The sequence below is a fragment of the Hydrotalea lipotrueae genome (genome assembly GCF_019249625.1).
Lineage (GTDB): Bacteria > Bacteroidota > Bacteroidia > Chitinophagales > Chitinophagaceae > Hydrotalea > Hydrotalea flava.
Window position 1 is genome coordinate 158,998 of record NZ_JAESDL010000001.1, and the last position, 12,608, is coordinate 171,605.

Genomic DNA, 12,608 nt, shown 5'->3' on the forward strand with positions numbered 1-12,608 from the left:
CAATATTAGTTTGCCTTACATTTACGCAATAAATGCTGCTATATGAAGTTGCCTGTTTTTACTGTAAACACCGAGTGGATTTTACTTTCAGCAATTGCTACTACCATTCATGAGCAGTTTGAACTGCATATTGACAAAGATGCTCAGGAAAAAGTAATCAGATGTCGTAATTATTTAGATGAGAAAATGCAAAATGCGCAGGCTGCATATTATGGTATTAATACCGGTTTTGGTTATTTGCAAAATGTGCAAATAGATAAAGCAAAAATAGAACAATTACAATATAATTTGTTAATGTCTCATGCCTGCGGAATGGGTGAAGAAGTGCCGGAAGCCATTGTGAAATTAATCTTGTTGTTGAAAATAAAATCGTTGGTGTATGGCCATAGCGGTGTACAATGGGCTACCGTTAAACGCCTGGCTGATATGTATAATGCAGCTGTTTTGCCTGTTGTGTATACCCAGGGTTCTTTGGGAGCATCCGGAGATTTAGCTCCCCTTAGCCATTTAAGTTTGCCTTTAATTGGATTGGGTGAAGTAAAGTATAAAGGCAATAAAATGCCAACAACTAAAGCTTTTGAATTATTGCAGTGGCAGCCGCTTGCTTTGCAAAGTAAAGAGGGTTTGGCTTTAATTAATGGTACTCAGTTTATGAGTGCTTATGGGGTATATTGTATTCATCAATCATATCATTTGTTGCAATGGGCTAATTTTATTGCATCCATTTCGTTCGATGCGTTTCATTGTACAAATGAACCTTTGCAGTCACTGATTCATCAAATCAGAGCGCATAGTGGACAGGTTGCATGCGCTGAAACATTGCGAAAATATTTACAGGATAGTCCAATAGCACTTCAAAAAAAACATCAGGTACAGGATCCTTATTCGTTTAGGTGCATACCCCAGGTGCACGGTGCGACTGCCGATACATTGCATTTTGTACAGGAAACTTTTACACGTGAAATTAATTCGGTAACGGATAATCCAAATATTTTTCCTGATGAGGATACTATTTTAAGCGGCGGAAATTTTCACGGACAGCCATTGGCGTTAGGATTAGATTTCTTGGCAATTGCCATGAGTGAATTAGCCAATATTAGCGAGCGAAGAACGTATCAGCTCATTAGTGGCCAACGTGGGTTGCCTTTGTTTTTGGTAAAAGACCCTGGTTTGAATAGCGGCTTTATGATTCCGCAATACACAGCAGCCGGAATAGTAAGCGAGAATAAACAATTGTGTACACCTGCCAGTGTAGATAGTATTTCATCTTCAAACAATCAGGAAGACCATGTGAGTATGGGGGCCAATGCCGCTACAAAATGTTATCGTGTTATTGAAAATGTAGAAAAAGTGTTGGCCATAGAATTGTTAACTGCGGTTCAGGCATTAACATTTCGACGTCCCGAAACCAGTGCGCCAATTATTGAAAAAGTGATAACTGATTTTAGAAAAGTGGTAACTTTTAATGAAAAAGACCGGGTGCTGCATGACGATATGATGGCTGCCATTCAATTCATAAAAACTTATCATTTACCGGATTAAAACAGTGGTGCCCTTTAAAGCAAACTTTTCTCCGGTTTGGCTATCGGTATAATTCAACGTCCAAATATAGGTACCACTCGGCTGTGCCAAACCATTTACGGTACCATCCCACTTCTGGGTCCAATCTGTTGTTTGAAAAATAATTTGCCCATATCGATTATACACTGAAAAATGCAGGTTAATGGCTTTGTATGCGTTTAACGGATATAAATAATCGTTTAATCCATCTCCATTTGGTGTAAATGCTGATGGTACAGCAATATAGCAATTGGGAACTGCTTTGAGCAGTTTGGTGTAGGTGTTGGTACAACCTGCAGTATCGGTAACTATTAATTGAACCGGATAATTGGTAGTTCGGTTATTGTTGGGATAATTTTGTACAGCAGGCGTTTGTAAGCCGCTGGTTTGTCCGTTGCCAAAATCCCAATACCATTTTGTAATCAACCCAACACTTGAATCTGTAAAGTTTACAGCATCATTCGGGCAAATATAATCGGGTGCTATAAAAAATGCTTTTGGCGGATAATTATCCAATACAATGGTTTTAAAAATACTGTCTGCACAAACGCTGTTAGATGCCACCAATTTAATTTGCTTTTGCCCCAGACTCGGATAAATAATTGCCGGATTTGCATTGGTACTGGTCGTTACATTATCAAAAGTCCATAACCAATCTGTAGCATTTTGCGCCTGTAAAGTATATTGAACGGTATCTGACTGGCAACCATAATGAATGGCATAAGAAAAATCGGCTTTTACCAATTGTTGCGAAGTAATGGTAAAAGAAGATTGAGTACCCAACGGTACCGCATTGAAGCAGTTATCTAACAGCGTATTTCCATCAGAACCCATCAATTGTTGAATACTGTAATTATTAGGAAAAAGCGGTGAATTTAACTGAACAATAATGGAATCTGTATCAAAGCCATTATTACAACCAACACCTAAGGCAGATTGTACAGTGGCAGCCGGAGAAAGTGTAAAATCACTGCCATCGGCAGCAATAGAAGTACATTGAACCGTTTTACTTAATTTAATATACACTTCTTTGCCACCACAAATACCTGAAGCTTTTATATAAGTAGGAATGTTTGGATCTGTAATACTAGCTGTACCACCAGAAAATGATAAACTATATCCGCTTTGGCTGTCAGTATAATGGCTTACCAATAACAAATAGATATGCCCTGCAATAATATTGGGTGGTTTACTAAAGGGCGAAACACCGCCCTGTGCATAGGTGGGTGGGGAAGCACATTGATTGGCTGCTGAAGCAGTATCGGAAGTACCTGTTAAACCACCAACTCCCGACCAGTTGCAGGCTACAAAAAGCGAAGCATTGGTAAATACAGTATTGGGGTCAACACCTGTAATATCAAATATTTGCCAGTCATAATCATCACTTAATGTATTGGGTGTAATCATAAAACCCAGGGTGCCTGATTGGTAACAGGTAAATTTATACCAATAAGGGTTTTTATTGGTGGCTATAAATGCATTATTACAAGGGGGTACGGGTATGGGTGTATTGCCGCAAATACCAACAGAGCCTTGTGTGAATGTTTTAACTCCACAAACCGGGAAAGCGCTGGCAGGGGTTTGCCCTTTTAAGGAACAAACACCGCTTTGTGCATCAATAGTAGTTTGCTGCAGGAAAAACAAAACAAAAAGCAAAAAAATATATTTGTGCTGATTCATCAATTTGTAATACGCAGTTTCTTATTAGAATTGCAAAATAGGCTTTCTGCTGCTTTTAGATATGGTTTTAACAATTTTAATATAATAGGTTAAAAGTGCTTTAAAGCGAATTTTCTATAATGCATCAATGAGTATAAATCATTGAACAAAGGCTTGCAGCAAGTTTTATATACGTGTATAACGTACATTTGTCCACTACAACCAACAGAGGTATGAGCGAAGAAAAAAGTTTAAATTTTCTGGAAGAGATTATTGAAGCAGATTTGGCATCGGGTAAATACAAACAAATTATTACCCGATTTCCTCCTGAGCCCAATGGCTATTTGCATATGGGGCATGCAACCAGTATTTGCCTGAATTTTGGACTTACAAAAAAATATGGCGGATACACCAACTTACGATTTGATGATACCAATCCGATAACAGAAGATACGGAATATGTAGAAAGCATTAAAGCAGATATTCGGTGGCTAGGCTTTGAGTGGAAACATGAATTGTATGCCAGCGATTACTTTGAAACATTGTATGGATTTGCTGTTCAGTTAATTCAAAGAGGATTGGCTTATGTAGACGACAGCACCAGTGAGCAAATTGCTGCACAAAAAGGAACCCCTACACAACCGGGCGTAAATAGCCCTTATCGCAACAGAAGTGTAGAAGAAAATCTGCAACTTTTTGAAGCAATGCGCAATGGAAAATATCAGGATGGCGAAAAGGTTTTGCGTGCTAAAATAGATATGGCACATCCCAATATGCTCATGCGTGACCCTTTAATGTATCGCATTAAACATGCACACCACCATCGTACAGGAGATAAATGGTGTATTTATCCTATGTATGATTTTGCACACGGACAAAGTGATAGCATTGAAAATATAACACATTCCATTTGTACATTAGAGTTTGTTCCGCATAGGGAGTTATATGATTGGTTTATTGCGCAATTAGGTATTTACCCATCACATCAATACGAATTTGCTCGCCGTAATCTTTCTTACACGGTAATGAGTAAAAGAAAATTATTGCAATTGGTAAATGAAAAATTAGTAGCCGGTTGGGATGATCCCCGTATGCCAACCATCAGTGCCATGCGCCGCAGAGGATATTTACCTGAAAGCATTCGCGATTTTTGCGATGGTATTGGTGTTGCCAAAAGGGAGAACCTGGTAGACATTGGTTTGTTGGAATTTTATGTACGGGAGCGTTTAAACAAAGTAGCGCTTCGCAGAATGGTTGTTTTTGATCCTTTGAAAATTACCATTACCAATTTTGCTGATGAAACCGAATGGGTTGAAACTGAAAATAATCCTGAAGATCCCAATGCCGGACTTCGCACCATGCCCTTTAGTCGCGAATTGTATATTGAACGGGAAGATTTTATGGAACAGCCACCCAAAAAATATTTCAGGTTAGCACCCGGACAAATGGTACGGTTAAAGAGCGCCTATATAATTCAGTGCAACGAAATAATAAAAGATGCCGCCGGAAATGTAACTGAATTAAAATGTACTTATTTGCCGGTAAGTAAAAGCGGCAACGATACCAGCGGTATTCATGTAAAAGGTACCTTGCATTGGGTAAGTGTAGCGCATGCTGTACCCATAGAAGTAAGGTTGTATGATCGGTTATTTACCGTGGAAAATGTGGATGCTACTGAAGGCGATTTTAAAGATTATTTCAATCCCAAATCTTTAGAAGTGATGCATACGGTATTTGCAGAGCCCGCTTTACAAAATGCAAACATTGCAGAGCGTTATCAGTTTATGCGTAAAGGATATTTTTGTCTCGATAAAGAGTCCAACCCGCAAAAGCTCATATTTAACCGCACGGTGGGTCTTAAAGATACCTGGGCAAAAGAAATGAAAAAAGCATAGCATGCTTTTCAATGTATGGAGGCATTAATTGATATTTATGGATTTACTGCATGCATTTCAGCAAGAATGGAAAAAAAAATTTTCCTATCTACACCCGCAAAACTGCACCATATTGTTGGCAGTGAGTGGTGGAGTTGATAGTATGGTATTGCTTGATTTACTGCATAAAATGGGTTTTACTTTAGCAGTGGCACATGTAAATTTTCAGTTAAGAGGAGAAGAAAGTTATAGAGATGAACGCATAGTGCAGGAAGCCACTCATCACTACCAAACAAAATTTTTTTTGAACAGGGCAGATACCGTAAAATTTGCAGCAACTGAAAAAATTTCTATACAACTTGCAGCAAGGCAGCTACGTTACCAATGGTTTTATGAATTATTAAGCCATTCATTTTTTTCTGAAAAACCCAATGCTGTTATTGTAACTGCACACCATGCTAATGATAACATTGAAACATTACTACATCATTTTTTCAGAGGTACGGGCATTGAAGGCTTACAGGGTATTCCATCTGAAAACACTAAAATTATCCGGCCACTTTTATTTGCTTTTAAAAAAGATATTTTGGCCTATGCGCAGCAAAATCATATTCGTTGGGTGGAAGATTCATCCAATGCAAGTGATCATTATACCCGAAATTTTATCAGGCTGCAACTCCTTCCTATACTACTACAACAATTTCCCAATATTGAAACAGTGCTTATTGAGAACATTCGGCGTTTCTCAGAAGCTGCCGGTTTATATCGGCAGGCTATCGATTTGCATCGAAAAAAATTATTGATACCCAATAAAGATGGATATCAAATTCCCATTGCCTTATTTAAAAAAGCAATTCCTTTTCAAACCGTTTTGTGGGAATTGTGTAAGCCTTTTGGATGCACCCCGCAACAAATGATAGCCGTAGCGCAATTATTAGATGCACAAAATGGAAGTATCCTGCAAACCCCAACCCATCGTTTTATCAGGAATAGAAACTGGTTGCTCATTCAATCATTAACAGAATTGGCTGCAGATTTAATTGTTATACCTGCTTTTATCAATCATGTAGATTTTGCGAATGGGAAATTGCATTTTGAGCAATTAAAGCAACCCAAAAACCTCCAACTTTCGCCGGAAAGTATTGTTGTAGATGAGGCTGCCATTCAGTTTCCGCTGATTTTAAGGAAATGGAAAACAGGCGATTATTTTTATCCTTTTGGCATGCAACACAGAAAGAAAATCAGTCGGTTTTTGATAGATTTAAAGTTGTCTGTGCCTGAAAAGGAGGCTGTTTGGGTATTAGAAATGAATAAAAAAATTATTTGGGTAATTGGATACCGTGCCGATAACCGTTTTCGTTTGTGTACCACCACATCAAACAACTGCATTAAAATTACCTATCTGAAATAGCCGGTAACTTCATTAATAAAATGATTTACAGGATTAAATGGGCTAAGAAATCTGGTGGTAATAATCAAAAATACAATCCCATAAATGGCTCCCCAAAAATGGGCAGAATGATTAATTCTGCTACTGCCTTTTTTGGATAAATAAGCCGAAATACCAAGATAAATTACACCAAATATAAAAGCAGGAAATTCAATAGGAATAAAGATTAAACCCAATGGTTGTGTAGGCGCTAAAAATACAAAAGCAAACACTACTGCCGATACAGCACCCGATGCACCCAAACTTCTGTATGAATTGTTATCTGTATTTTTAAAATAGGTAGGTAATAAACATACCACCAATGAACTGATATACAATATCAAAAACAAGGGTTTGCCTCTATCTCCAAAAATGGTCACAAAAAAACTTTCTATTGCTTCACCAAACATATAAAATGCATACATGTTAAAAGCCAGGTGCATAATGTCTGCATGAATAAAACCGCAGGTAATAAATCGATACCATTGGTGTTGATGAGTGATAGCAGGAGGGTAGAATATCAAATCATCCATCAGCGTGTCATTAGAAAACGCAATGAATGAAACAATACAGGTAACCGCAATGATGATGATGGTGATTGAAATCATACAGATGATTGAGCAGCTATTTAAAGGTGATGATATTTTTCGTTTTTTAAAATAGTACATGCCCGGTATACCTGTTCTGCTAAAATTAGCCGTACCAACATGTGCGGAAAAACTAATTTTGACAGGCTCCACACAAAATCAGCACGGTTTAAAATTACATCATCCACACCAAATGCACCGCCTATTAAAAAAATAATTTTTTTATGACCTGCATTGGCTCTTTGTTGAAAAAATTCGGCCAATGCAACGGAGGTAAATTGTTGCCCTCTTTCATCCAACAAAATCAGATAATCATCTTTTTGTAAAATATTAAGAAGCTTGGTGGCTTCTTCTTTTTTTAATTCAGATACTGACAGTGTGGCCGCATTTTTTACCGGTTTTATGATCACCCATTCAATAGAAAAATAGTTTTGAATGCGTTGGGTAAAATCTTCAATGCCGGCTTGCACAAATGTTTCATGTGGTTTACCTACCGACCAGAATTGAATTTTCATGTTATACTGTTTAAAACCGGATACATTACCATTAGTTGTTGCTAATTGATTGATAACATCAGGTGCTTTTTAAATTTTAATAATTTCATAACTAATTACTAATACATAAATGAATACTATCATTGCAAGAAAAATAAGCAAAAAAACAGGTATTAAGCCAATTAATAAATACAATTTGCTTTTGAACAAATTTTTGAAAGTAAATTGATTACTCATTTCCAACATGTCATCGTTGTGTGCTTTCAAAAAATTGTTTAAAAATTGTTGGTATTGTTGAAATGCCGGATTTAAAACACTTTCAATAATCAATTGAACAGAATCTTTGTTTTGTGGCAGGTGATTGTAATAATAAGCAATAAGTGTATTGTACTTTTTTCTGGCTATTTTTAAACTGTCTAAAATGAATCCGTCGTTTTGGTGTAACAGGTTTTGATTAGAAATACTATCGAAGCGGGCATTGTTTTGTGCAATAACCTGCTGCCAGTTTTCATTTGTATGTTTAGGTGTATTGCTCAATGAAGTTTGCAGGAATAATGACCAATTTGCATTGGATGATTGCAATATATTTTGACTAATGCCATTAAAGCGGGCTTCACTATAAATTAATTTGCTATATTCCTTGTCAATTTTAATGGCAAAAAAATAGTAAAAAATAAATGTAATTAAAAGGGTAAACGATAATAAAGCAATTAAACCCTTCTTTGAAAAAAAGATGGAATCCATAGTATAGTTTTGCGAACTACGAATATAACCAACAAATTAGAATGAAGTTTATCTGCCGGGGTAGTGGTTTAAATTTTCTTACCCCTTTATTTTTTAGCATTTTCTGATAAATGCAGTTGCTCTGTTAATTGTTGCAACTTCTTTTTAAAGGTTTTCAGTTCTTTATTTTGTTGATTAATGAAAGTATTATCCGATAGCTTACCCATTACGGCTTCCATTTCAGCATCGGAACCATACACCATTTTTCGATAAGGATTGATATAATCTTTTTTTCGGGAAAGATATATTTGTTCAGTAATCCAGGTTTTTGTTTTGAGCGTTTCATTGAATAATTGCAATAAAAATGAATCATCCACTTTCTTCCAGTCAATATTATACAGTTCCGTAAGGGAGGCCAATGCATGCATGGTTTTTTCAAAAGGATATTTTTGGCCTTGCAATTGATAAAAATCATGTACATCTTCCCAGTTTTTGATAATGCCTTTTTTAATGTGGGTTAATAATTGTTCAACAGTTGCATTTTCCATCAATTGCCCGCCTACATTGATCCACTCATTTCTTTTCGTGATTGTGAATGATTTTTTTAAGCTTGCAATGCTATCGATTTGGTTGGATGTTATCCATCCTAAAAGATGATTGGCTCCATAGTAGGCTATCATCTTTTTGTATAAATCGTACGCCTGATAAACTTTTATTACAACGGTTTTGCGTTTGGTATTCTCTACGCCGGGTAATACAATTTCTAATTGTTCAATGGTATCCAAATCTCTTTGTTCTAATAAACACTTGCCTTTTGCAATACAGGCTGTTGCATCATTTTGGCTGTTATTCGCTTCTTTATTTAAATAAGCTTTTCCGGTAATGTATGCTAATGTTTCTAATGCCTGAAACATTTCATTGACGGTATCGGGGGCCAAAAAATCGTATTCTAAGTATTGAATTTTTTCCTGCCTTTTATCTCTGTCAATATATTTCCAGCTATTACGTGCCAATGCATACATGTTGTACATAAACCAATAGCCCGGCATAATAACAAGTTGGTTCTTTTCATTATCCATACTTACCAATGAAAATGGTAAAGTGATGTTTAATTCAGCCGGATAATCGCCTTTGGCTAAAATGGTATAACTGGCAAATTTTGAATTGTGCTTCAGGCTAACGCATAAACCCGGCCAAAAGCCCCGGCCCATCACCATTTCGCCATCTGCACCTCTGGAGTTATGGTTTGAACCAATGGTAGCACCCGCTGCAATATTGCTTTGTCCCATTAAAAGTGCTGCACATAAAAATGAATTATTATGGTGTTGTTCATGTGCGGGAAAAATAAGTGAATTCAGAACCTCACAGCAGGAAATAGTAGCATTATTGCCCAAATATGAGTTAATTAATCTTGCACCATACTTTAATTGGGAATGCGAAGCCATAATAAATCTTACCGCCTTAACACCATAAAATATTCTGCATCCATAACCAATAATGCCGTTTACCAGTTCACAACCCTCACCAATTTGCGTTTGCCCTTCTTTACCAGAATTAATGGTTAAATTTTTTAATTTATTTGCGCCTTTAATATAGGCATCTTCACCAATCCAAACATCTTTTAAAATTGCACAGTTTTTAATAACAGTTCTGCTGCCAATTTTTCCGTAGTATCCTCTTTTTTGGTTAAACTGCTTTTCAGTAAAATTTTTAAATTGTTGCAGCAAAATAAAATCGTCTCTGTATTTGCTCCATAAATAAGCATCGCCGGGTAACATGCCATTGAATGGAATTACGCTTCTGCCGCCATTTTCGTTGCAAATTTCCATCCAAATTCTAATGGCCTCGTCTTCCCCTTCTTTTACAATACCATTTCCAAACTTAGCATGGTTGGTAGTTACCATTTCATTAATATTGGCCAAAATACATTCATTGCCAATAATGAAATGCGAAAGATAATTTACATTGTCAATTACTACATTATCACCAATATCGCAACTAATGATGATGGAGTTGTATAAACCTACAGGAATGGTTAAATCACTAAAGTTAAGGCAAACCGGTTCCAGTTTACCAATTCTAACCAGCCCAAAAAATTTACAATTTTTTACCAATTCAGGATTGAATGCATCGGATACCAGAATATTATTCCAGTCGTCACTGGTATTTCTGTTTTTAACCAAAGCTTCAATTTCATATGCCGTTAAGCGCCTGTATTGTATACCGCTTCTGTTCTGGGTATCTCTTAAATAATATTCATCTTTACCTTTTGGCAAAAACTGCAAAGGAATAAAATTGTATCCCAATTGTGGCATGGGAATTTTTTGAATATTATTTTCAGGCATTTGTTTTAATTTTAAGATCATTCATTATTCAACGGTAACACTTTTGGCTAAGTTGCGTGGTTTATCTACATCGTATCCTTTTGTAACCCCTACATAATAACTGAGCAATTGAAGTGGTATAACACTTAATAAAGGTGCTACAATTTCATCGGCATCCGGTACATACATAATATTATCCGCCATTCCGGGTAATACTGTATCACCCTCGCTTACAACAGCTACGATAATGCCTTTACGTGCTTTAATTTCCTGCACATTGCTAATTACTTTTTCATAATAGCGGTCTTTGGTTGCAACAAATACAACGGGTAGGGTATTGTCAACAAGTGCAATAGGACCATGTTTCATTTCTGCCGCCGGATATCCTTCGGCATGTATATAAGAAATTTCTTTCAGTTTTAAAGCGCCTTCCAATGCAACGGGGAAATTGTATCCCCGGCCAAGAAATAAAAAGTCGTGCGCATTTTTATATTTTTCTGCAATACTTTGAATATTAGATGTATCTTTTAAAATTTCTTTTACTTTTTCCGGAATGGTTTCTAATTCATGCATGAGTGCTTTATAACGTTCATAAGATAACGTGCCTTTGGCCAAACCTATTTTGAAAGCCATCATTGCCAATACGGCTAACTGACCGGTAAATGCTTTGGTACTGGCTACGCCAATTTCAGGTCCTGCATGGGTATAGGCACCTGCATGGCTTAACCGGGCAATACTACTGCCTACTACATTCACAACTCCAAAAATAAAAGCACCTTTTTCTTTTGCATTTTCTAATGCCACCAATGTGTCGGCTGTTTCGCCACTTTGTGAAATGGCAACAATAACATCTCCCTGGTGTATGATAGGGTTTCTGTATCTGAATTCACTGGCATATTCAACTTCTACCGGGATGCGACATAATTCTTCAATCATATATTCTGCAATTAAACCGGCATGCCAACTGGTACCACAAGCCACAATAATGATACGTTGTGCCTGTGTAAGTGCTTCAATATGGTTTTCGATACCACTCATCATAATTTTTCCAACATCGGGTAACAATCGGCCACGTAAGCAATCGTGAATGGTTTCAGGCTGTTCGTGAATTTCTTTCAGCATAAAATGTTCATAACCGCCTTTTTCTATGGCAGCTAAATCCATATCCAATTGCGTTATGAAAGGGGTTTGTTTCTCGTTGCCTAAATTTTTTAAAGTAAGCTCATCGGGTTTAACAATGGCAATTTCATAATCGTTTACATACACCACTTCTTTGGTATATTCAATAATTGGAGAGGCATCACTGGCTAAAAAATGCTCCCCTTTACCTATGCCAATTACCAACGGGCTGCCCTTTCTGGCAGCTATGATAGTTTCAGGATCGTTTTTATCTACCAATAAAATACAATAGGCGCCTACAATTCTTTTTAAAGCGATACGAACAGCTTCTTCTAAGCTGCAACTATTGTTCTTTTGAATGTCTTCTATAAAATTCAGTAATACTTCCGTGTCTGTATCACTGGTAAAGTGATAGCTTTTTTTCAGTAAATCATTTTTTATAGCAACGTAATTTTCAATAATACCATTATGAATCATGGCCAGATTACCATTGTTGCTGACATGCGGATGTGCGTTTCTATCGCTGGGCTCTCCATGAGTAGCCCAACGTGTATGCCCAATACCAATATGTGCATGTATATTTTTGCCAAGTGCTTCTTCTTCCAGTTCAGCTACTTTTCCTTTCTTCTTGTACACATTTAAAGCGCCATTATCTACCAATGCAACACCTGCACTGTCGTAGCCTCTGTATTCCAAACGTTTTAAGCCTTTAATAATAACCGGATAAGCTTCTCTTTTACCGATATAACCAACAATTCCACACATAATAATCGAATTTAAGATGAGTGTGCAATATCCTAAATTTTAATGGAAAAATTTGTATGTTCATGCATAAATAC

Annotated in this window: 9 protein-coding genes; 3 read left to right on the forward strand and 6 right to left on the reverse strand. The window is 36.7% G+C overall.

Going from position 1 to position 12,608, the window contains the following annotated elements:
* Positions 1 to 42 precede the first annotated feature (42 nt).
* Positions 43 to 1,542 (forward strand): histidine ammonia-lyase, encoded by a 1,500-nt coding sequence (hutH, locus tag JK139_RS00765; RefSeq protein WP_074418152.1) that lies wholly within the window; start codon positions 43 to 45, stop codon positions 1,540 to 1,542.
* Here hutH and JK139_RS00770 read toward each other — a convergent pair.
* Positions 1,531 to 3,240 carry a T9SS type B sorting domain-containing protein gene (locus JK139_RS00770; RefSeq protein WP_218330349.1) on the reverse strand — a complete coding sequence of 570 codons (1,710 nt, stop codon included), beginning with the start codon at positions 3,238 to 3,240 and terminating at the stop codon, positions 1,531 to 1,533. The two genes, hutH and JK139_RS00770, sit on opposite strands and share 12 nt — an antisense overlap.
* A 212-nt stretch (positions 3,241 to 3,452) precedes the next feature.
* Between JK139_RS00770 and JK139_RS00775 the strand changes: the two genes are divergently transcribed.
* Both JK139_RS00775 and tilS read left to right on the forward strand, forming a co-directional pair.
* Positions 3,453 to 5,114 carry a glutamine--tRNA ligase/YqeY domain fusion protein gene (locus tag JK139_RS00775; protein ID WP_218330350.1) on the forward strand — a complete coding sequence of 554 codons (1,662 nt, stop codon included), beginning with the start codon at positions 3,453 to 3,455 and terminating at the stop codon, positions 5,112 to 5,114.
* Positions 5,115 to 5,151: 37 nt separating this feature from the next.
* Positions 5,152 to 6,504: a tRNA lysidine(34) synthetase TilS gene (gene tilS / locus JK139_RS00780; RefSeq protein ID WP_218330351.1), complete on the forward strand. Its 1,353-nt coding sequence runs from the start codon at positions 5,152 to 5,154 to the stop codon at positions 6,502 to 6,504.
* Here the strand turns inward: tilS and JK139_RS00785 are convergent.
* From JK139_RS00785 to glmS, 5 genes are all read right to left on the reverse strand, one after another.
* Complete coding sequence (locus JK139_RS00785) at positions 6,492 to 7,130, reverse strand: rhomboid family intramembrane serine protease (protein ID WP_228733069.1); 639 nt, start codon at positions 7,128 to 7,130, stop codon at positions 6,492 to 6,494. The two genes, tilS and JK139_RS00785, sit on opposite strands and share 13 nt — an antisense overlap.
* Before the next feature lie 20 nt (positions 7,131 to 7,150).
* A complete protein-coding gene (locus JK139_RS00790; protein WP_218330352.1) occupies positions 7,151 to 7,624 on the reverse strand; it encodes a 23S rRNA (pseudouridine(1915)-N(3))-methyltransferase RlmH in 474 nt (157 codons plus the stop codon).
* A 69-nt stretch (positions 7,625 to 7,693) separates the two neighbouring features.
* A complete protein-coding gene (locus JK139_RS00795; RefSeq protein ID WP_074418148.1) occupies positions 7,694 to 8,347 on the reverse strand; it encodes a hypothetical protein in 654 nt (217 codons plus the stop codon).
* An 86-nt stretch (positions 8,348 to 8,433) separates the two neighbouring features.
* Positions 8,434 to 10,671, reverse strand: coding sequence for a DUF4954 family protein (locus tag JK139_RS00800; protein WP_218330353.1), 2,238 nt, complete (start codon positions 10,669 to 10,671; stop codon positions 8,434 to 8,436).
* Between the two features lie 24 nt (positions 10,672 to 10,695).
* A complete protein-coding gene (glmS, locus tag JK139_RS00805; protein ID WP_218330354.1) occupies positions 10,696 to 12,534 on the reverse strand; it encodes a glutamine--fructose-6-phosphate transaminase (isomerizing) in 1,839 nt (612 codons plus the stop codon).
* Positions 12,535 to 12,608 lie beyond the last annotated feature (74 nt).